The sequence below is a fragment of the Streptomyces sp. NPDC002125 genome (assembly GCF_053593715.1).
In genome coordinates, this window is the sequence record NZ_JBSFDD010000008.1 from 277819 (window position 1) to 298333 (window position 20515).

Annotated in this window: 19 protein-coding genes; 8 read left to right on the plus strand and 11 right to left on the minus strand. The window is 71.2% G+C overall.

Annotated elements, in window-relative coordinates; translation table 11 throughout:
* Positions 1–7: 7 nt before the first annotated feature.
* The 4 genes from ACWCQM_RS17150 to ACWCQM_RS17165 are packed head-to-tail and all read right to left on the minus strand — an operon-like array spanning position 8 to position 2975.
* Positions 8–1330, minus strand: coding sequence for an NADH-quinone oxidoreductase subunit D (locus tag ACWCQM_RS17150; protein ID WP_450916067.1), 1323 nt, complete (start codon positions 1328–1330; stop codon positions 8–10).
* A complete protein-coding gene (locus ACWCQM_RS17155) occupies positions 1330–2046 on the minus strand; it encodes an NADH-quinone oxidoreductase subunit C (RefSeq protein WP_450916068.1) in 717 nt (238 codons plus the stop codon). The genes ACWCQM_RS17150 and ACWCQM_RS17155 overlap by 1 nt, the downstream gene beginning before the upstream one ends.
* A complete protein-coding gene (locus ACWCQM_RS17160) occupies positions 2043–2597 on the minus strand; it encodes a NuoB/complex I 20 kDa subunit family protein (RefSeq protein ID WP_014154689.1) in 555 nt (184 codons plus the stop codon). Before ACWCQM_RS17160 ends, ACWCQM_RS17155 begins: the two co-directional genes overlap by 4 nt.
* A gap of 18 nt (positions 2598–2615) precedes the next feature.
* Positions 2616–2975: an NADH-quinone oxidoreductase subunit A gene (locus tag ACWCQM_RS17165; RefSeq protein ID WP_003992243.1), complete on the minus strand. Its 360-nt coding sequence runs from the start codon at positions 2973–2975 to the stop codon at positions 2616–2618.
* A 776-nt stretch (positions 2976–3751) separates the two neighbouring features.
* Here ACWCQM_RS17165 and ACWCQM_RS17170 point away from each other — a divergent pair.
* The gene (locus ACWCQM_RS17170) at positions 3752–4570 is read left to right on the plus strand and encodes a C40 family peptidase (RefSeq protein ID WP_450916069.1); all 819 of its coding nucleotides are present in this window, start codon (positions 3752–3754) and stop codon (positions 4568–4570) included.
* A 66-nt stretch (positions 4571–4636) separates the two neighbouring features.
* Here the strand turns inward: ACWCQM_RS17170 and mptB are convergent, their stop codons facing one another.
* Positions 4637–6118: a polyprenol phosphomannose-dependent alpha 1,6 mannosyltransferase MptB gene (mptB, locus tag ACWCQM_RS17175; protein ID WP_450916070.1), complete on the minus strand. Its 1482-nt coding sequence runs from the start codon at positions 6116–6118 to the stop codon at positions 4637–4639.
* Between the two features lie 66 nt (positions 6119–6184).
* Entirely contained in the window at positions 6185–7468 is a 1284-nt protein-coding gene (locus tag ACWCQM_RS17180; protein WP_450916071.1) for a geranylgeranyl reductase family protein, read from the minus strand.
* A gap of 97 nt (positions 7469–7565) precedes the next feature.
* Here ACWCQM_RS17180 and ACWCQM_RS17185 point away from each other — a divergent pair, with 97 nt between their 5' ends.
* Positions 7566–8084 carry a GNAT family N-acetyltransferase gene (locus tag ACWCQM_RS17185; protein WP_450916072.1) on the plus strand — a complete coding sequence of 173 codons (519 nt, stop codon included), beginning with the start codon at positions 7566–7568 and terminating at the stop codon, positions 8082–8084.
* 12 nt (positions 8085–8096) lie between these two features.
* Here the strand turns inward: ACWCQM_RS17185 and ACWCQM_RS17190 are convergent, their stop codons facing one another.
* A complete protein-coding gene (locus ACWCQM_RS17190; protein WP_450916073.1) occupies positions 8097–8789 on the minus strand; it encodes a demethylmenaquinone methyltransferase in 693 nt (230 codons plus the stop codon).
* Between the two features lie 154 nt (positions 8790–8943).
* Between ACWCQM_RS17190 and ACWCQM_RS17195 the strand changes: the two genes are divergently transcribed.
* The 3 genes from ACWCQM_RS17195 to ACWCQM_RS17205 all read left to right on the plus strand — a co-directional run bounded on the left by ACWCQM_RS17195 (position 8944) and on the right by ACWCQM_RS17205 (position 11282).
* Positions 8944–9474, plus strand: coding sequence for a SigE family RNA polymerase sigma factor (locus ACWCQM_RS17195; RefSeq protein ID WP_450916074.1), 531 nt, complete (start codon positions 8944–8946; stop codon positions 9472–9474).
* Positions 9475–9483: 9 nt separating this feature from the next.
* Positions 9484–10299 carry a hypothetical protein gene (locus tag ACWCQM_RS17200; RefSeq protein ID WP_450916075.1) on the plus strand — a complete coding sequence of 272 codons (816 nt, stop codon included), beginning with the start codon at positions 9484–9486 and terminating at the stop codon, positions 10297–10299.
* 173 nt (positions 10300–10472) lie between these two features.
* Positions 10473–11282, plus strand: coding sequence for a DUF3152 domain-containing protein (locus ACWCQM_RS17205; RefSeq protein WP_450916076.1), 810 nt, complete (start codon positions 10473–10475; stop codon positions 11280–11282).
* An 81-nt stretch (positions 11283–11363) separates the two neighbouring features.
* Here ACWCQM_RS17205 and ACWCQM_RS17210 read toward each other — a convergent pair whose 3' ends face one another.
* The 4 genes from ACWCQM_RS17210 to ACWCQM_RS17225 all read right to left on the minus strand — a co-directional run bounded on the left by ACWCQM_RS17210 (position 11364) and on the right by ACWCQM_RS17225 (position 16229).
* Positions 11364–12008, minus strand: coding sequence for an imidazolonepropionase-like domain-containing protein (locus ACWCQM_RS17210; protein WP_450916077.1), 645 nt, complete (start codon positions 12006–12008; stop codon positions 11364–11366).
* A 7-nt stretch (positions 12009–12015) separates the two neighbouring features.
* Positions 12016–13215 carry a cyclic dehypoxanthinyl futalosine synthase gene (gene mqnC / locus ACWCQM_RS17215; RefSeq protein ID WP_450916078.1) on the minus strand — a complete coding sequence of 400 codons (1200 nt, stop codon included), beginning with the start codon at positions 13213–13215 and terminating at the stop codon, positions 12016–12018.
* A gap of 73 nt (positions 13216–13288) precedes the next feature.
* Positions 13289–14959 carry a serine/threonine-protein kinase gene (locus ACWCQM_RS17220; protein ID WP_450916079.1) on the minus strand — a complete coding sequence of 557 codons (1671 nt, stop codon included), beginning with the start codon at positions 14957–14959 and terminating at the stop codon, positions 13289–13291.
* Positions 14960–15350: 391 nt separating this feature from the next.
* On the minus strand, positions 15351–16229 hold the full coding sequence (locus tag ACWCQM_RS17225) for a menaquinone biosynthetic enzyme MqnA/MqnD family protein (protein ID WP_450916080.1): 879 nt from the start codon (positions 16227–16229) through the stop codon (positions 15351–15353).
* A 286-nt stretch (positions 16230–16515) separates the two neighbouring features.
* On the opposite strand from ACWCQM_RS17225, the gene ACWCQM_RS17230 reads away from it, so the two are divergent.
* From ACWCQM_RS17230 to ACWCQM_RS17240, 3 genes are all read left to right on the plus strand, one after another.
* Positions 16516–16719, plus strand: a complete 204-nt coding sequence (locus ACWCQM_RS17230; RefSeq protein ID WP_003967102.1) for a cold-shock protein — start codon at positions 16516–16518, stop codon at positions 16717–16719.
* Positions 16720–17040: 321 nt separating this feature from the next.
* Entirely contained in the window at positions 17041–20013 is a 2973-nt protein-coding gene (locus ACWCQM_RS17235) for an AfsR/SARP family transcriptional regulator (RefSeq protein ID WP_450916081.1), read from the plus strand.
* A 194-nt stretch (positions 20014–20207) separates the two neighbouring features.
* Positions 20208–20375: a hypothetical protein gene (locus ACWCQM_RS17240; protein ID WP_450916082.1), complete on the plus strand. Its 168-nt coding sequence runs from the start codon at positions 20208–20210 to the stop codon at positions 20373–20375.
* Positions 20376–20515 lie beyond the last annotated feature (140 nt).

A 20515-nucleotide genomic window follows, 5' to 3' on the forward strand; every position in this document is an offset into this window, starting at 1 on the left:
GCTGCGGTCACCGGTCGACGCCTCCCATCACGGGGTCGATGGACGCGACGGCGACGATGACGTCGGCGACCTGGCCGCCCTCGCACATCGCCGCCATGGCCTGGAGGTTGGTGAAGGACGGGTCGCGGAAGTGGACCCGGAAGGGCCGGGTGCCCCCGTCCGAGACGACGTGCACGCCGAGTTCGCCCTTGGGCGACTCGATGGCGGTGTACGCCTGCCCGGCCGGGACCCGGAAGCCCTCGGTCACCAGCTTGAAGTGGTGGATCAGGGCCTCCATGGAGGTGCCCATGATCTTCTTGATGTGGTCGAGGGAGTTGCCGAGTCCGTCGGGCCCCAGCGCGAGCTGTGCGGGCCAGGCGATCTTCTTGTCGGCGACCATGACCGGTCCCGGCTCCAGCCGGTCGAGGCACTGCTCGACGATCCTGAGCGACTGGCGCATCTCCTCCAGACGGATGAGGAAGCGGCCGTAGGCGTCGCAGGTGTCGGCGGTGGGCACGTCGAACTCGTAGTTCTCGTAGCCGCAGTACGGATCGGTCTTGCGCAGGTCGTGCGGGAGTCCGGCGGACCTGAGCACCGGGCCGGTGGCGCCGAGCGCCATGCAGCCGGTCAGGTCGAGGTAACCGACGTCCTGCATGCGGGCCTTGAAGATGGGATTGCCGGTGGCGAGCTTGTCGTACTCCGGCAGGTTCTTCTTCATGGTCTTCACGAACTCGCGGAGCCGGTCGACCGCGCCCATGGGAAGGTCCTGGGCGAGGCCGCCGGGCCGGATGAACGCGTGGTTCATGCGGAGGCCGGTGATCAGCTCGAAGAGATCGAGAACGAGTTCACGATCACGGAAGCCGTAGATCATGATCGTCGTGGCGCCGAGCTCCATGCCGCCGGTGGCGATGCACACCAGGTGCGAGGAGATCCGGTTGAGCTCCATCAGGAGCACGCGCAGGACGGTCGCCCGGTCGGGGATCTGGTCCTCGATGCCGAGGAGCTTCTCGACCCCGAGGCAGTAGGCCGCCTCGTTGAAGAACGGGGTGAGGTAGTCCATGCGCGTGACGAAGGTGGTGCCCTGCGTCCAGTTCCGGAATTCGAGGTTCTTCTCGATGCCGGTGTGGAGGTAGCCGATGCCGCAGCGGGCCTCGGTGACGGTCTCGCCGTCGATCTCCAGGATCAGCCGCAGCACGCCGTGCGTGGACGGGTGCTGGGGACCCATGTTGACGATGATGCGCTCGTCGTCCGACTTGGCGGCGGACTCGACGACCTCGTCCCAGTCGCCGCCGGTGACTGTATATACAGTCCCCTCGGTGGTCGCCCTGGGCGTTGCGTGGGGAGTAGTCATCAGCTGTACGACCTCCGCTGGTCCGGAGCCGGGATCTGGGCGCCCTTGTACTCGACGGCGATGCCGCCGAGCGGGTAGTCCTTGCGCTGCGGGAAGCCCTGCCAGTCGTCCGGCATCATGATCCGGGTCAGGGCGGGGTGCCCGTCGAAGATCAGGCCGAAGAAGTCGTAGGTCTCGCGCTCGTGCCAGTCGTTGGCCGGGTAGACCCCGACGAGCGACGGGATGTGCGGGTCGCTGTCGGGGGCGGACACCTCCAGGCGGATCAGCCGCCCGTGGGTGAGCGAGCGCAGGTGGTAGACCGCGTGGAGCTCGCGCCCCTTGTCCCCCAGGTAGTGCACACCGCTGACGCCCGTACAGAGCTCGAAGCGCAGGGCGGGGTCGTCGCGCAGGGTGCGGGCGACCTGGACCAGGTGCTCACGGGCGATGAAGAAGGTGACCTCGCCCCGGTCGACGACGGTCCTCTCGATGACGTTCGCGGGAAGCAGGTCCTGTTCCTCCAGGGCCCCTTCCAGCTCGTCGGCCACTTCGTCGAACCAGCCGCCGTACGGCCGGGAGGCCGCGCCCGGCAGGGTCACCGTGCGGACGAGTCCGCCGTAGCCGGAGGTGTCGCCGCCGTTGTTGGCGCCGAACATCCCCTTGCGTACGCCGATGACCTCGCCGGAGTCGTCCCGCGGGACCGGCACCTGGCCGCTGTTGGTGTTCTGTTCGTCGCTCATCGCAGCAGCCCCTTCATCTCGATCAGGGGAAGTGCCTTGAGCGCCGCCTCCTCCGCCTCGCGGGCGGCCTCCTCCGCGTTGACCCCGAGCTTGGAGCCCTGGATCTTCTGGTGGAGCTTGAGGATGGCGTCGATCAGCATCTCGGGCCGCGGCGGGCAGCCCGGCAGATAGATGTCGACCGGGACAATATGATCAACACCCTGAACAATGGCATAATTGTTGAACATTCCACCCGATGATGCGCAAACCCCCATGGAGATGACCCACTTGGGGCTCGGCATCTGGTCGTAGACCTGCCTCAGGACGGGCGCCATCTTCTGGCTGACCCGTCCCGCGACGATCATCAGATCCGCCTGCCGCGGCGATCCGCGGAAGACCTCCATCCCGAAACGGGCCAGGTCGTACCGCCCGGCGCCGGTCGTCATCATCTCGATGGCGCAGCAGGCGAGGCCGAAGGTGGCGGGGAATACGGAGGACTTCCGTACCCAGCCGGCGGCCTGCTCGACAGTGGTCAGCACAAAGCCGCTCGGCAGCTTCTCTTCGAGTCCCATGGTGTGCCCCTCAGCCCCTCAGTCCCATTCCAGGCCGCCGCGGCGCCACACATACGCGTAGGCGACGAAGACGGTGAGCACGAAGAGCAGCATCTCCACGAGCCCGAAGATCCCCAGGGCGTCGAAGGTGACCGCCCAGGGATAGAGGAAGACGATCTCGATGTCGAAGACGATGAACAGCATCGCCGTCAGGTAGTACTTGATGGGGAAACGGCCGCCTCCGGCTGGAGTGGGGGTGGGTTCGATGCCGCACTCGTACGCTTCGAGCTTTGCCCGGTTGTACCGCTTGGGGCCGATTAGCGTGGCCATGACCACGGAGAAGATCGCAAACCCTGCCCCGAGGGCGCCGAGCACGAGGATGGGCGCGTAGGCATTCACGCTCCTCGCTCCTTCCAGTCGTCCTTGACCGTTGGACCGCATCGGGCGACCGGCTCACCACCTCATCAAGATCGTGCACATGTGAGGCAGTTCACAAGCCCGACTGCCCCGCATCCTATGCCTGCCGTCCTGTGATCTGCGACACGGGGTACACCAACGTCTTTGTGATCTCCACCACCTGACGAACGATCATGAAGTCGGATGAGCGGTGATCTTCACACTCGAAGCGGCAGAGCGGTTACGAGACGTGACATCTCGCGTTGTTACCGCTGGTCAAAGACGTGTGGCTCTATCAATGGACGGCCTCTACATGCAAATTGGCGATGGACGCCGAGTGGGTGATATAGGAACCGGCCCCAGATCGCGGCCACTCGGACGGGGGGCTCGCGGTACCGAAGTGGACATTGCGCACGCATTCACGAACTTCCGGGCGTACGCGCCGGGTGGGTACGGAGGGCCGGCTACCCGCCGGGGCCGTACGCGGCGCGCACCCGCGCGGTTGCCTCTCACGGGAGGGCCACACTGTGACCTGCGTCACTCCATGAGCACTTCAAGAAAAGCGGGCTTGGCCAACCGTGTGAACGGATGGTAAGCGACGGGCAATTCGGGCGTATTGAAAGAACCCCGTGATCACAGCGCTGATCACTGCCGCCCGATTTGCCCGTTAGGGCGTCAATAAAGGCCCCTGATAAGCGGATTCACAGATTCCGAACGTAACTGTGTCGCAACACACGTTTCTTGATGGGACCCCTACAGCCCTGATAGCGCTAGTACTCATGTCCCACACCGCTCACATACCCAGCCACCGGAAGCCCCGCCAGCGTGCCTCGAAGACGGCGCTGCGGGCAGGAGTTGCCGGTGGCGTCCTCAGCACCATCGCGGTCGCGGGTGCCGCCGGTCCGGCCCAGGCCGAGCCGGTGACCCAGACCATCGAGATGCCCACCATCACGGCAGGCCTCTCCACCTCCGTCGCGGCCTCCGCGCAGGCGACCCAGGCGGTCGCTCTCGACCTGGAGACGCAGGCCCACGAGGACGCCGCAGCGGCCAGCGCCGCCAAGACCGCCAAGAAGGCCAAGGCCGAGGCGGTCCGCAAGGCCGAGGCCAAGAAGAAGGCCGAAGCAGCCGCCAAGGCCAAGGCGGAGGCCGCCGAGCGCGCCTCCCGTACGGCCGAGCGCACCACGCTCAGCGCGCCCTCCGGCTCCTCGTCCTCCTCGTCCTCCTCCTCGTCGTCCACCGCCACCGGCTCCGCCGCGTCCGTCATCGCGTTCGCGCAGTCGCAGGTCGGTGACGCGTACGTCTCCGGCGGCACGGGCCCGAACTCGTGGGACTGCTCGGGTCTGGTCCAGGCCGCCTTCGCCACGGTGGGCATCGACCTGCCGCGCGTCTCGCAGGACCAGTCGACGGCCGGCACGCAGGTCTCGCTCGACAACCTCCAGCCCGGCGACATCCTGTACTGGGGCGGCGCGGGCAGCGCGTACCACGTCGGGATCTACGTGGGCGGCGGCCAGTTCGTCGGCGCGCAGAACTCCAGCACCGGCGTCGTGCAGAAGTCCCTGGACTACGACCCGCCGTCGGGCGCGGTCCGCGTTCTCTGATTCACAAGCTCCGCACACCGGGGCACGATCGCGGGCCGTCCCTCCCTCATCCGGAGTGACGGCCCGTCATCGTGCCCCGGTCGCGCCCGTCTCCACGGCGGTCTCCACCGGCGTGCGCTGGCCGGGCACATGGGCCCGGCCGCGGCCGGCCCGCTCCTTGCGCAGCAGCATCACGCCCGCCGCGCACGCCAGGGCCGCCAGCACGAAGCCGTACGCCGGGGTGGAGCCCGACGGCTGGGTCTCGTAGACGAGCGCCGCCGACAGCACGACGAGCGCGTCCCGGACCCTGCTGCCGGCCGCCGTCGCGGCCAGCACGGCTGTCCCCCAGAGCAGGTACCAGGGCTGCACCATCGGGGAGAGCGCCACCAGGGCCACCAGCCCGAGGCCCAGCCCGTGCACGGCTTCCAGCCGTCCGGTGGCAGAACGCCACGCCAGCAGCAGGATCAGGGCGACCCCGGCGGCCAGACCCAGGTTCTGCACGGCGGCCTTCACGGGGTCCGGGTCGGTCCCGGCGAGCAGCCGCAGGAGTTCACCGAGCCCGAGGCCCAGATCGCTGCTCACCGAGAGCGCGGTGTGGATACGCCCCGCGACACCCTGCGTGGCCACCCAGCCGAAGCCGGTCCCGCCGAGCAGGGTCATCAGCACGACGACCGCCCCGGCCACCGCTCCCGGCCCGGCCAGCCCCTTCGCCACCCGGCGCGGGAGCCCGCCGCCGGCGGCCCGGCCCACCAGGACGGCGATGAAGAGCAGCGCCACCGCCGCCGGGGTCTTGACCATCATGGCGAGTCCGACAAGCACCGACCCGCTGATCCATCGCCCGCGCAGCGCGAGCACGACGCCCGCCAGCATCAGGCCGATCATCAGGCCGTCGTTGTGGAGCCCGCCCGCCACGTGCATCAGCAGCAGCGGGTTGAGCGCGCCCAGCCACAACGCGGCGCCCGGGCTGCGGCCGTGCTCCCGCGCGAGGTGCGGCAGCGCCCAGGCGATCAGCGCCAGCGCCCCCAGGGCGACCAGCCGCATCGCGAGGACGGCGGGCACGATCGTGCCCCCGGTCGCCCAGGTCACGCCGCGCGCCACGATGAGGAAGAACGGGCCGTACGGCGCGGGGGTGTCGGTCCAGTGCCCGCCGACGCTCGCCGCGGCGTCGCCGCCCGGTCCCGCCGGGTCCAGGACGGACGGGCCCACGTCGTAGACGTCGTGCCCTTCGAGGACCATGGCACCCTGCGCGATGTAGCTGTAGACATCGGCGCTGTAGAGCGGCGGGGCCACCACGAACGGCGCGGTCCACCACCCCAGGGTGACCAGACTGTCCCGTACGCCGGCGCCGGTCCTGCCGTACATCCACCAGGCGACGACGAGCACGGTCAGTCCGCCGTACGCCAGGGCGTAGCCGGCCGCCGTGACGGCGGTGCCCTGCGGCACCCAGAGCCCCCACGGGTCGTGGGCGGGCAGCGTCCCGACGGCCCAGCCCCCCGCGACGGCCGCCGTCGCCCCTGCCGCACCCAGCAGTCGGTACGTTCCGCCGTTCCCTGCCCCCGGTGCCCACATGGTCCGCAAACCTATCGCAGCGGGTCCGGGCGGCCCACCGGTGCTCGGGGCCGCCCGCTCAACCGGTCAGGCCTTCGGGGCGACCTTCGAGAGGCCGTTGATGATGCGGTCCATCGCGTCGCCGCCCGTCGGGTCGGTGAGGTTGGCGAGCATCTTCAGCGTGAACTTCATCAGCAGAGGGTGGGTCAGACCGCGCTGCGTCGCGATCTTCATGACCTTCGGGTTGCCGATCATCTTCACGAAGGCGCGGCCCAGCGTGTAGTAGCCCCCGTAGGTGTCCTTGAGAATCTTCGGGTAGTGCTGGAGCGCCAGTTCCCGCTGTGCCGGGGTCGCGCGGGCGTGCGCCTGGACGATGACGTCGGCGGCGATCTGGCCGGATTCCATGGCGTACGCGATGCCTTCGCCGTTGAACGGGTTGACCAGGCCACCGGCGTCACCGACGAGCAGCAGGCCCTTGGTGTAGTGCGGCTGGCGGTTGAACGCCATGGGGAGCGCGGCCCCGCGGATCGGCATCGTCATGTTCTCGGGGGTGTAGCCCCAGTCCTCCGGCATGGAGGCGCACCAGGCCTTGAGGACCTCGCGCCAGTCGAGCTCCCGGAAGGCCGACGAGGAGTTGAGGATGCCGAGGCCGACGTTGGACGTGCCGTCGCCCATGCCGAAGATCCAGCCGTAGCCCGGCAGCAGCCGGTCCTCGGCGCCGCGGCGGTCCCACAGCTCCAGCCAGGACTCCAGGTAGTCGTCGTCGTGGCGGGGCGAGGTGAAGTACGTACGGACCGCGACGCCCATCGGGCGGTCCTCGCGGCGGTGCAGGCCCATGTTGAGCGAGAGCCGGGTGGAGTTGCCGTCGGCGGCGACGACCAGCGGGGCGTGGAAGGTGACCGGCGTCTTGTCCTCGCCGAGCTTGGCGTGGACGCCGGTGATGCGGCCGGTGCGCTCGTCCTTGACGGGCTCGCCCACGTTGCAGCGCTCGTGGAGCCGCGCGCCCGCCTTCTGGGCCTGGCGGGCCAGCTGCTCGTCGAAGTCGTCGCGCTTGCGGACCAGTCCGTAGTCCGGGTACGAGGCGAGGTCCGGCCAGTCCAGCTGGAGGCGGACGCCGCCGCCGATGATGCGCAGGCCCTTGTTGCGCAGCCAGCCGGCCTCTTCGGAGATGTCGATCCCCATGGAGACGAGCTGCTTGGTGGCACGCGGGGTGAGACCGTCGCCGCAGACCTTCTCACGCGGGAAGGCCGTCTTCTCCAGGAGGAGGACGTCGAGTCCGGCCTTGGCGAGGTAGTACGCGGTCGTGGAGCCGGCTGGGCCCGCTCCGACGACGATCACGTCCGCGCTGTGTTCGGAGAGGGGCTCGGTCACGGTCGGATCTCCCGAAGACTCGAATTCGCGTGCCGCGCGGCACATGTCGCGTGCAGTCTATGGGTGCCTGCCGATCAACCTCCCGAAGGGCTCCCCGATGCCGCACGTGCCTGGTTCGACCCCGTCCGTCCGTCTGCGCGTCCCGACCGACGAGGACGCCCTTGCCTGGTACCGGGTGTTCGACGATCCGGAGGTGATGGAGTTCCACGGCGGCCGCCGGGCGGAGTACTCCGTGTACGAGGAGCTGACCGCCCGCCAGCGCCGCCACGACGCGGAGCTCGGCCACTGCCTGTGGACGGTGCTGGACGACTCCGGCGAGGTGCTCGGCTTCACCGGCGCCCAGCCGTGGCCGCACGAGTCCTTCGGGCCGGTGGGCGAGGTCGAGATCGGCTGGCGGCTGGGCCGGGCGGCCTGGGGACACGGTTACGCGACCGCCGCGGCCCGCACCACGCTGGAGCGGATGAGGGCGCTCGGGGTGCCGGAGGTCGTGGCGATGATCAATGCGCGCAACGCGCGCTCGGTCGCGGTGGCGGAACGTCTCGGGATGCGCCGGGCCGAGACGTACACGACCCCGGTGTCGCGGCAGGAGGCGTACTGCTACCGGCTGGAGCTCTGAGCCCGGGGGGCCTCAGTCGCGCACGCCCCGGTGCAGCGCCACCACGCCGCCGGTGAGGTCGCGCCAGGCCACGTTCGACCAGCCGGCCTTCTGGAGCAGCGTCGCCAGGCCGGCCTGGTCGGGCCAGGCGCGGATCGACTCGGCGAGGTAGACGTACGCGTCGGGGTTGGAGGACACGGCGCGGGCGACCGGCGGCAGCGCGCGCATCAGGTACTCCGTGTAGACGGTCCTGAAGGGCGCCCAGGTCGGCTGCGAGAACTCGCAGATCACGACGCGTCCGCCGCGCTTGGTCACCCGGTACAGCTCGCTCAGCGCGGCGCCGGTGTCCTGGATGTTGCGCAGCCCGAAGGAGATGGTGACCGTGTCGAAGGTCTCGTCCTTGAAGGGGAGCTTCGTGCCGTCCCCCGCGGTGAAGGGCATCCACGGGTGGCGCTCCTTGCCGACCCGGAGCATCCCGATCGAGAAGTCGCACGGCACGACGTAGGCGCCCGCGCGGGCGAAGGGCTGCGAGGAGGTCGCCGTACCGGCTGCCAGGTCGAGGATCTTCTGGGCCGGTCGGGCGTCGACGGCGCGGGCGACCTCCTTGCGCCAGAGCCGCGCCTGTCCGAGCGACAGCACGTCGTTGGTGAGGTCGTAGTTCGCCGCCACGTCGTCGAACATCGAGGCGACTTCGTGCGGCTGCTTTTCCAGGGATGCTCGGGTCACCCTCCCATTCAAGCAGCCCCGCCCCCGGCCGCTCCCGGCGGCGTGCGCGGCCCGGCCCCGGTCGCCCCGGCGGCGTGGAACGGGCTTCAACCTTTCGGGGCCGACAGCGCTCGTACAGGGGTGAGACCAACCGGAGAACGTGAGAGGAGCGCGGATGCCCGTCCTGCGCGACAAGGGCTCCACCGGGCCGAGTGGCTTCGCGGACGCCTTCGAGGATTTCGCCCGGGCGAACCAGCAGTCTCTGTACCGCACCGCATACCTGCTCTGCGGTGACCGGGAGGGGGCCCGGGACCTGACCCAGACGGCCCTGACGAAGATCTTCCAGCACTGGCGGCGGGTGAGCGCGGCCGACCGCCCAGAGGCCTACGCGCGCACGGTCCTGACGCGGACGTTTCTCGCCGAGCGCCGGCGCCGGCTGCGCGACCTCCTGGCCCACACCCCCGTCGAGGTGCCCAGGGCCGCGGTCGGCCCGGACCTGACCGTGACGCTGCTGGCCGCACTCGCGGAACTGCCTCCACGGGCGCGGGCGATGGTGGTCCTTCGCTACTGGGAGGACCTCAGCGTGGAGTCGGTCGCCGAGCTGCTCAGATGCAGCGAGTCGACCGTCAAGAGCCAGTGCTCGCGTTCCCTGGCCCGGCTGCGGGAGCGGCTGGGACCGGCTCATGTCTACGTCACCACGAACTGAGGAGCTCACATGACGGACCAGGACGCCCTGCTCGTCAAAGACGTCATGCGGCGCACGGCCGACGGTCTGGGCCCGCTTCCCGACCTGGTGCCCCAGGCCGTCGCCCGGGGCAGGCGCCGTCGGGCGAGGACCCGGCTCGCGCTCACGGCGAGCGCCTTCGGGGCGGTCACCCTGGGCGTGCTCGGCGCGGCGGCGCTGTCGGGCGGCGGCTCCGGGCCGAGCCCCGCGTCCGGTACGGGAGTGGCCGCGGCCCCGGCGCCGTACCGCACGCCGGTCCATGTGGAGCCGTCCCCCGGGGAGGCGGAGGAGGGCGGCCTCTCCGGTCTGCCCGCCGGGGAGAGGCAGCGCCTGGAGGACTTCCAGCAGCGCGCGGCCGTGGCACTGGACGACGCTCTGCCGGACACCGTCGGCACGATCCACCCGGTCGACTCCACCGTCGCGCGCTACCAGGGGGAGGCGGACGGAAACGTCTTCACCGTGCACTTCACCGTCCGGCCCGCCGACGGCGCGGCGCCCGGGGAGTGCCGGAACGTCCCGCAGAAGCGCATGACCTGCGTAAAGGCGGAACTCACCGGAGGCGTCGAGGCGCAGCTCCGGCGCGCCGCGGTCAACTCCCTCGATACGGAGTCCACATCGATCTTCTTCGAATTCGGGAACAGCACGGTCCTGATCGACGTCTCACCGGACGAGGAGAAAGGGGTTTCCGCGCCGGTGACCGTTCAGCAGCTCCTGGACGGGGTCAGGGGCAGTGGGCTGCTGGACGTCGTGCGGTACGCGGACGAGCACCCGGTGCTCGAGAAGCAGGTCAGCGTGCAGGGCGGGTGAACGCACCCTTCCTGGACGGACGTTCCGAGACCACGGAAAGCCACCAGAAGATGAACAACGGCGACACCCATCGCCGGCGGAGCGCCTCGGGCGCCCGCCGGGGGGCCGGAGCATCCGCTCCGGCGGCACGGACTTCGCGCTTACAGGCCAGGGCCACGAACCGACGAAGACGGATGCGAAGACGGCGTGCCGTCCTCGCCGGGACCGTGGTCGCGGCGGCCGCCGTCGCCGCCTTCCTCCACGTCGCCCCGCCGTGGCAGAACAACGGCGCCGCGGTGGCGACCGGGCGGGAGCCGGAGCGGAGCACCTCCCCGACGGCCACCGCTCCGGAGGCGCCGGAGGCATCGGCGAGCCCCACGCCCTCGAAGTCCTCCGAGCCCCCCGAGGCCTCGCCGGACGCCGAGGAGCCCGTCGACCCGGACTCCGTGCCGTCCTCGGGCCCCGGCACGTTCACGGTGGCGCACACGGGCGTCACCTCCGGCGGCGGCAGCCGCTACCGCGTCGAGGTCGAGGACGGCATCGGGGTGGACCCGGACAGTGCCGCCGAGGACATCGCGGAGATACTCGCCGACCCCCGGGGGTGGAGCGAGGGCGGGAGCCGTACCTTCCGCCAGGTCGACGACGGCAGCGCCGGGCTGGTGATACGCATAGGGACACCGCGCACCACCGACCGGCTCTGCGGGCAGTACGGGCTGAACACCGGAGGGGAGGTCAACTGCCGCGGCGGGAAGAACGTCATGGTCAACCTCGCCCGCTGGCAGCTGGGTTCACCGACGTTCGACGGGTCCGCCGCCGAGTACCGGGCCCTGATCATCAACCACGAGGTCGGCCACTGGCTGGGCCACGGCCACGAGACCTGCCCCGGCGCCGGGAAGCCCGCGCCCGCGATGATGCAGCAGATCAAGGGGCTGAAGGGCTGCGTCTCCAACGCCTGGCCGTACGACGCGCGGGGTCGCTACCTGGGCGGGCCCTCCGTGCCGTGAGGCCGGGGCGGCCGGCGTCGTACGTGCGGTGAGGCCGGGGCGGCCGGCGCCGTACGTACGGTGAGGCCCGGGCCGGTGCCCTCAGCGCCCCCGGTACACCAGCCGCCCGCCGAGCACCGTGGCCACACAGGTCCGGGCGCCGGCCGCGCGGAGCGCCGCCTCGTCCGGCACGTCGAAGACCGCGAGATCGGCCCGGCCTCCCACGACGAGCGGGCCGTGCGCGGTTCCGGCGAGGCCGTGCCCCCGGGCGAACGGGTCGAGGTCCGGTTCGCCTGCCGGAGCACCGGCCGGCCCGGCCTCCGTCAGACCCGAGCGGCGCACCGCGGTACGTACGGCGGGATCGGCGAAGGCCCCCGCGACATGGGTGGTCCCGTGGCGCAGCATGCGCTGGAGTCCCCGGCGTACGCTGCCGCCCCGGCGCCGCTCGTCCAGCTGACCGGCCAGCCGCTCGAACTCCTCGCCCGTGACGGGCTGTTCGCCGAGCTCGTCCGCCTCGCGCGGATCGGGGTGGTAGCACCGGGTGAGCAGCGGGAGGGCGTCCCGCTGGCACAGTCCGGGGGTGAGGACGCCGGGCCACCGCCTGACCCGGGCCGCCGGGTGGGCGTCCATGACCCGGTCGTACGGCCCGAGGGCCACGATCCGGTCGCCGTCCACGGCGACCGCGCCCCCGGGAACGGCTGCCGCGCCGACCGGAAGGACCAGCGGCGCGGCATGAACGGTCAGCACCGCTGCGTCAGTTGGCGTTGAGGAGCTTGAGCTCCGGGTGCGCGGTGCCGCCCGCGATCGCGGTGGAGGAGATGTGCGAGACGACGCGCTCGTCGACCGGGTCGTTCGCCGGGTCGTCGTGGACGACCAGGTGCTCGTAGGTCGTGGCGCGCTGGGCGGGGACGCGGCCGGCCTTGCGGATGAGATCGATGATCTCCAGCCGGTTCGAGCGGTGCTTGGCACCGGCCGAGGAGACGACATTCTCCTCCAGCATGATCGAGCCGAGGTCGTCGGCGCCGTAGTGCAGGGACAGCTGGCCGACCTCCTTGCCGGTGGTCAGCCAGGAGCCCTGGATGTGGGCGACGTTGTCGAGGAAGAGCCGGGCGATGGCGATCATCCGCAGGTACTCGAAGAGGGTGGCCTGCGTCCGCCCCTTCAGCTTGTTGTTCTCCGGCTGGTAGGTGTACGGGATGAAAGCGCGGAAGCCGCCGGTGCGGTCCTGCACGTCACGGATCATCCGCAGGTGCTCGATGCGCTCGGCGTTGGTCTCGCCGGTGCCCATCAGCATGGTGGAGGTGGACTCGACACCGAGGCCGTGGGCAATCTCCATGATCTCCAGCCAGCGCTCGCCGGACTCCTTGAGCGGGGCGATCGCCGTACGCGGCCGGGCGGGCAGCAGTTCGGCGCCGGCGCCTGCGAAGGAGTCGAGACCGGCGGCGTGGATGCGCTCGATGGCCTCCTTCGCGGAGACACCGGAGATCCGGGCCATGTGCTCGATCTCGGAGGCGCCCAGCGAGTGGATGACCAGCTGCGGGAACGCCTTCTTGATCGCGGAGAAGTGCTCCTCGTAGTACTCGACGCCGTAGTCCGGGTGGTGGCCGCCCTGGAACATGATCTGTGTGCCGCCCAGCTCGACGGTCTCCGCGCAGCGGCGCAGGATGTCGTCGAGGTCGCGGGACCAGCCCTTGGCGGTGTCCTTGGGCGGTGCGTAGAACGCGCAGAACTTGCAGGCCGTGACGCACACGTTGGTGTAGTTGATGTTGCGCTCGATGATGTACGTCGCGATGTGCTCGGTACCCGCGTAGCGGCGGCGGCGCACGGCGTCGGCGGCTGCTCCCAGCGCGTGCAGGGGGGCCGACCTGTAGAGGTCGAGCGCCTCCTCCGGAGTGATCCGACCGCCTTCGGCGGCTCGGTCGAGGACGGGCTGAAGGTCGGCCTTCTCGGTCACCGGGCTGTCACCTTTCGGCGGTTTCTTCTGCGGATCCACGGACCGATCCAGCCTACGCCAGCCCCTGCCCGGGTCAGCCGTCGGACCGGGTGAGTGTGCCCTTCGGCGTGCCCGCGGCCTCCTCGTGGGACTCGTAGAGCAGGGTCCCGCCGGAGGCGAGGGTGAAGACGAGGTCGGCTTCGCCCCCGGTGCACAGGGCTCCGGTGCGGGCGTCGGGATCGGCGCGCTCCTTGATCTTCAGTTCGGTCGCCGTGCCGGAGACGAGCGTGCCGACACCCTTGCAGAGGACCGTCGTGCCGAGCGCGTCGAAGCGGTAGGTGAGCCGGACCACTTCCTCGCCCTTCCTCCCCTCGACGAACACGGCGGTGACCGTGCCGTGGGGGGCACCGCTGCGTTCGGTCGCGGGGCCCTTCCAGGTCCCGGCGAACGCCTTGGGCAGTTCGCTCACCGAAGCGGTCCCGGTCGGGGCCGGGGTCGGGGCCGGGGTCCCGCCGGGCGCGGCGTCCGTCGGCTCCTTCGTCCCGGTGGCGGGCGGCTGCTGCGCGACGTCGTTGCCCTGCTCCCCACCGCCGCCGCCGGTGAACAGGTCCCCCATCATCGCGGCGCCGACGGTCATCACGGCGAGCGCGCCCGCGACGGCGAGCGCGACGGTGCAGCTGACCCGCCGCCGGCGCGGACCGGGCCGCGGGCCCCCCGAGTCCATGGTGACGGCGATGCGCGCGCCCTGGCCGCGCTCCCCGGGCGGCTCGGCGGGCTGGGGCGGAAGCGGCGGGCCGAAGGCGCCGAGCGGCGCGGCTCCCAGCGAGGCGTTGCTGAAGGGCACCGGGCCCGACTGCACGGGCGCGTCCTGCGGCTCCAGGTCCAGCAGGGCCACCGCCGACCGGCTGACCTCGCGCACCACGGGGCCCGGCAGCCAGCCCGGCGCCACCAGCGCGGCGGCCCCGCCGGGGGCGAGCCTGCGGGCGAGCTCGGCGGGCGCGGGCCGGGCGGCGGGGTCCTTGGCGAGGCACCCGGCCACCAGCTCGCGCAGCTCGCCCTCCAGGTCGCCGAGTTCGGGTTCCTCGTGCACCACCTTGTAGAGGAGTACGGCGGACGAGTCGCCCGGGAAGGGCGCGGCACCGGTCGCGGCGTAGGCGAGGACCGCGCCGAGCGAGAAGACGTCGGCGGCGCCCGAGATGTCCAGGCCCCGGATCTGTTCGGGCGCCATGTAGCCGGGCGAGCCGACGGAGACGCCGGTGGAGGTGAGCGAGACGGCGGCGCCGAGGGCGCGGGCGATCCCGAAGTCGATCAGCCGGGGGCCGTCGAGGGCGAGCAGGACGTTGGAGGGCTTCACGTCCCGGTGGACGAGGCCGTGCGCGTGTACGGCGTCGAGTGCCTCGCCGAGCCCCGCGCCCAGCGTGCGTACGGCGTACTCGGGCAGCGGGCCGTAGCGGGTGACCGCGTCGGAGAGCGGGGGCCCGGCCACGTAACCGGTCGCCACCCAGGGCACGGCGGCGTCGGGGTCGGCGTCCAGGACCGGCGCGGTCCACTGCGCCCCGAGGCGCCGCGCGGCGTCCACCTCGCGCCGGAACCTGGCCCGGAACTGCTCGTCCAGGGCGAAGTGGGGGTGGACGACCTTGACCGCGACGGTACGCCCGCCGGCGCTGCGGCCCAGATAGACCCGGCCCATCCCGCCGGCGCCGAGTCTGCCGAGCAGCCGGTAGGCGCCGATGGTGTGCGGTTCGCCGGCTTCCAGCGGCTGCATACGGTCTCCCCCTGTGGACCCCGGTCTCGACCGAGAGCCTAGGGTGCACGGCCCGGGGGGTCACCGTTCCCCCTTCCGCCGATTTCGCCCCTATCGGCACGAAGCAGGGATTTCGCCACACCGAAAGGCGCGAATACGCCGTTCGTCCGCCCCTATCGGCGTTCACCGGCCGGATACCGGAAGGCGTTCCGGGGGACATCAGCTATTCGGCCGCACGCGTACGGGAAGGGACTCCTCGACAGAACTCCGGACATTCGCGCCCTTTCCCCGGAACGGAATGCCGGAGCCTCGCGTCCGTACGAAAGGGCCGTCCGGGGAAGGGGCCGGGAAGGGAGTCCGGGATGGTGCAGGATTCATCTTCTTTGCCGCACCATTCCCGGGAGCGAACGCGTCAGCCGCCGAGCAGCTCGACCTTCACGTCCGCGGGGAACCCGGTCGTCGGGCCGGTCCGCCGGGCGAACTCGCGCACACCCGCCAGCTGCTCCGGGCCGAAGCGGAAGTCCAGGGTGGTGAAGTAGCGCTCCAGCACCTCGGAGTCGAAGGCCTCCCAGCGGGCGGCCTGCTCGGCCACCTTGGTGACCTCCTCCAGCGAGAGGTCACGGGAGGCGAGGAACGCCTCGTGGACCTTCTCGACGTATTCGGGGTGCGTGGCCAGGTAGTCCTTGCGGGCCGCCCAGACCGCGAAGACGAACGGCAGGCCCGTCCAGTCCTTCCACATCTGTCCCAGGTCATGGACCTCGAGCCCCAGCCTGGGGGCGTCGTGGAGGTTGGCGCGCAGCGCGGCGTCACCGATGAGGACGGCCGCGTCGGCCTCCTGCATCATCAGGCCCAGGTCCGGCGGGCAGGTGTAGTAGTCGGGCGTGACGCCGTAGCGCTCGGCGAGCAGCAGCTGCGCCAGCCGTACGGAGGTGCGCGAGGTCGAGCCGAGGGCCACCCGGGCGCCGTCCAGCTGCTCCAGCGGGAGCTGGGACACGATCACGCACGACATCACGGGGCCGTCGCAGCCGACGGCGATGTCGGGGAGGGCCACCAGGTCGTCGGCATTGCGCAGGTACTCGACCAGGGTGACGGGACCGATGTCGAGATCCCCTCTGACCAGCTGCTCACTGAGTCTTTCCGGGGTGTCCTTCGAGAGCTCCAGGTCGAGCAGGGTTCCGGTCCGTGCCAGGCCCCAGTAGAGGGGGAGGCAGTTCAGGAACTGGATGTGGCCGACGCGCGGCCTGCTGCGACGATCGTCGCCTTCTACGGGAGAGACGGTTGAATTGTCCACATCGCGAGGCTAGACCCGTGCCCGGAGGCGGGCATCATCGGGGCTCCCGGACCGCTCTCCGGACGCCTTGTCCGTCACCTCTCCGGGGGCCCAATCAAACATCCGGGTGAAGTGATCTTTCCCTCTACCGCTCCCTGTGGACTGCGTGCTAGGCTCATTCGCAAGTTGCAGTTTGGTTTCCCTTGCAGTACAGAGCCTGCGGAGCATGTAACCCGCAGGCTTTTGTAGTTTTCAGACTTGTTTGCAGGTTCTGGAGCAGGGCAACCCTTTGGCCCAAGGAGGGCTTATGGCTACCGGAACCGTCAAGTGGTTCAACGCTGAAAAGGGCTTCGGCTTCATCGCCCAGGACGGCGGCGGCCCGGATGTCTTCGTCCACTACTCCGCGATCAACGCGTCCGGGTTCCGCTCCCTCGAGGAGAACCAGGTCGTGAACTTCGACGTCACTCAGGGACCCAAGGGTCCGCAGGCTGAGAACGTCACCCCGGCCTAGTTGCCCGGGTCGGCCGATCGCGGCCGAGTGAGCATTACCCAAGGAGCCCCGCTCCCCCGCTTCGGCGGAGGAGCGGGGCTCCTGCCCTTTCCCCGGGCCTTCCGCTCGTTCCGGATGCCATGCCCGCGGAGTGCCCGGCCCTCCCGTCGCTCCGCCGGCCGGGCCCTCGCCCCCAATCATTCATTGTCGAGGCCCTGTGCAGAGCGTCACCCGATGCTGACGAGCCCGCCCATAACAAGGCAGACTGTTGACCGCGATACCAGCGGTACGGAACAGAGCGGGATCAGCAGGACCGGCGGGGCGAGCAGGACAGGGGGCATCATGGACCGCGACGACGGACCCGGTGTGCGCGTTCCGGAGCAACGCGCTCCGCGGGAACGGGCGGCCGTCACCGATCTGCGCTTCACCGTGCTCGGCCCCGTACGCGCGTGGCGCGGCGGCGAGGCCCTCCCGTCCGGCTCCCCGCAGCAACGCGCCCTGCTGGCCGCCCTGCTGCTGCGCGAGGGCCGCACGGCCACCGCGGCCGAACTCATCGACGCCCTCTGGGGCGACGACCCCCCGTCCCAGGCGCTGGCCACGGTACGGACGTACGCGTCGCGGCTCCGCAAGACGCTGGGCCAGGACACCCTGGTCAGCGAGTCCGGCGGCTACGCGATCCGCATCCCGCGCGAGGCCCTCGACCTGACGCTCGCCCAGGACCTGGCGGCCGAGGCGGAGAAGGCCCGCGGCGGCGGGGACCGCTGCCAGGCGCGCACCCTGATCAACAAGCTGCTCGGCCTGTGGGACGGCGAGGCGCTCGCCTCCCTCCCCGGTCCGTACGCCGACAACCGCCGTACCAGCCTGGAGGAATGGCGCCTCCAGCTCACCGAGGCCCGTCTCGACCTGGACCTGGAGGTCGGCTGCCACGCGGAGGCGGTCTCCGAGCTGACCGCCCTCACCGCGGCGCACCCCCTGCGCGAGCGGCTGCGCGAGCTGCTGATGGTCGCCCTGTACCGCAGCGGCCGGCAGGCCGAGGCCCTCGCGGTGTACGCCGACACCCGCCGGCTGCTCGCGGAGGAGCTCGGCGTCGACCCGCGCCCGGAACTCTCCCAGCTCCAGCAGCGGATACTCCAGGCCGACGAGGAGCTGGCCCGCCCGGCCGACGAGCCGGCCCCGGCCTCCGCCCCGGTCCGGCCCGCCCAGCTCCCGGCCACCGTCCCGGACTTCACGGGCCGCGCCGCGTTCGTGCGCGAGCTGGGCGCCCGGCTCGCCACCGCCGAGGGCTCCGTCATGGCCGTCTCCGCGCTGGCCGGGATCGGCGGCGTCGGCAAGACCACCCTCGCCGTGCACGTCGCCCACCAGGCCCGCCCGCACTTCCCGGACGGCCAGCTGTACGTGGACCTCCAGGGCGCGGGAGCCCGGGCCGCCGAACCCGAGACCGTCCTCGGCGCGTTCCTGCGGGCGCTGGGCACCGCGGACTCCGCGATCCCGGACACCCTGGACGAGCGGGCCGCGCTCTACCGCTCCGCCCTCGACGGCCGCCGCATTCTGATCCTGCTGGACAACGCCCATGACGCGGCCCAGATCAGACCGCTGCTCCCCGGCACCGCGGGGTGCGCGGCGCTGGTCACCAGCCGGGTCCGCATGGTCGACCTGGCGGGCGCGCATCTGGTGGACCTGGACGTGATGTCCCCCGAGGAGGCCCTCCAGCTCTTCACCCGGATCGTCGGTGACGAACGCGTGAGCACGGAGCGCGAGGCGGCGCTGGACGTGGTCGCGGCGTGCGGCTTCCTGCCGCTGGCCATCCGCATCGCCGCCTCCCGGCTGGCCTCCCGGCGCACCTGGACGGTCTCGGTGCTGGCCGCGAAGCTGGCCGACGAGCGGCGCCGCCTCGACGAGCTCCAGGCGGGCGACCTCGCGGTGAAGGCCACCTTCGAGCTCGGCTACGGCCAGCTGGAGCCGGCCCAGGCCCGCGCCTTCCGGCTGCTGGGCCTGGCGGACGGCCCGGACATCTCCCTCGCCGCCGCGGCGGCCCTGCTGAACCTGGACCTCCACGCGGCCGAGGACGTCCTGGAGACCCTGGTCGACACGAGCCTGCTGGAATCCGCCGCCCCGGGCCGCTACCGCTACCACGACCTGGTGCGGCTCTACGCGCGTGCCTGCGCGGAGCGCGACGAACACCCCCCGGTGGAGAGGGAGCTGGCGCTGTCGCGGCTGCTGGACTTCTACCTGTCCACGGCGGCGGGGGTGTACGCGCTGGAGCGGCCGGGTGAGCGGGTGCTGGAACACTTCTCGCGCACCGTGCACCCCGGGCTCACTTTTCAGGTCCGCGAGGCCGCCCTGGACTGGCTCTTCTCCGAATCCAGCGGGCTGCTCGCCTGCGCACGCCAGTCCGCGGCGTCCGGAATGCCGAGACGAGCCGCCGATCTGCTCATGGCGGTGGTGGACCTCGGTGAATCCGGCGCGAACGCACGCCAGTTCGCCACCGCCGCCACAGCGGTGAGCGAGGCGGCGCGGGAATCGGGCGACGCGCGCGCGGAGGGGCGTGCCCGCACGATGCTGGCCCATGTCCTCAGCGTGTCCGGCCGGTTCGCCTCCGCGGAGGCCGAGGCCCAGCAGGCCCTTGAACTCGGCCGTCTGGCCCACGACCCGGTTTCCCTGGCCCAGGCTCCGAACCAGCGGGGCATCATCGCCCTGTACGAGAACCGGCACACGGATGCCGAAACGCATCTGACCGCGGCCCTGGCCGCGTTCCGCGCGGACGGCAACAGGCCGGGCGAAGCCTCGGCCCTGTGCAACCTCTCCCGTGTCCACCTGGCGACGGGCCGGACGGCGAGTGCCGTGGAACTGGCGCAGATGGGCGTCGGTATCTACGAGACGGACGCCTCCGGCCTGGCCCTGCGGCTCGCCAACGGGAAGTACGCACTGGGACTGGCTCTCAGCGGTTCGGGCCGGACCGACCTGGCTCTGGCGACGCTGACCGACGCCATGTCCGTATTCCGTGACAGCCGTCAGCAGTTGTGGCACGGGATGACCCTGTTCCGGCTTGCCGAGCTGCACCTCGCCATCCGCCAGCCCGCCAGTGCGGCGTCACACGCCGAACAGGCGCTGGCCATCCTCCGGGGTATCGGCGGCGAGTGGCGACGCGGCAACGTCCTCATCACGCTGGGGCGCGCGCTCGTGGGCATCGGCCAGACCGACCGCGCACAGGTCTGCTGGAGCGAGGCACTCTCGATCTTCGAGGACCTGGGCTCGCCGGAGGCCGACTCCGTCCGTGAACTGCTGGCCCCGGTCCCGGCCGCCAGAGCCTCCTGACGGGCGTTCATCAATCGTTTATCGCCTCCCGGCACTCTCTACACATCGATCCGTCGCGTCGGGGGGCAGACGGATCGGCGAGTGGCCTCACCGTTAGGGTGAACGGCCCTGGAAGGCCCGCCCGGCGATCCACGGGGGAACCGCCGGGCGGGCCCGCCCATCCGCTGCCAGAACCTTTTCAGGAGTTGAGCTTCATGGCTGACAAGATCCTCAAGCCCACGGACGCGCACGCGACCGGCGAGGAGATCACCACTCAGGACGCCCACGCGACCGGTTCGCCGATCAAGCCGACGGACGCGCACGCCACGGGCGAGGAGATCACCACTCTGGACGCGCACGCCACGAGCGAGCCGGCCAAGTAGACCTATCTGCACGGGGAACGGCCGCGGCGGCGCGGAGGGGGAGCCGTCGCGGCCGCCGCACGTCCGGACGCGGGCGGGGGCGCTGTCGTGCGTGGGGTCAGGCATCCTCGGTGACGGGATGCAGCACGAGGCTTTCTCCA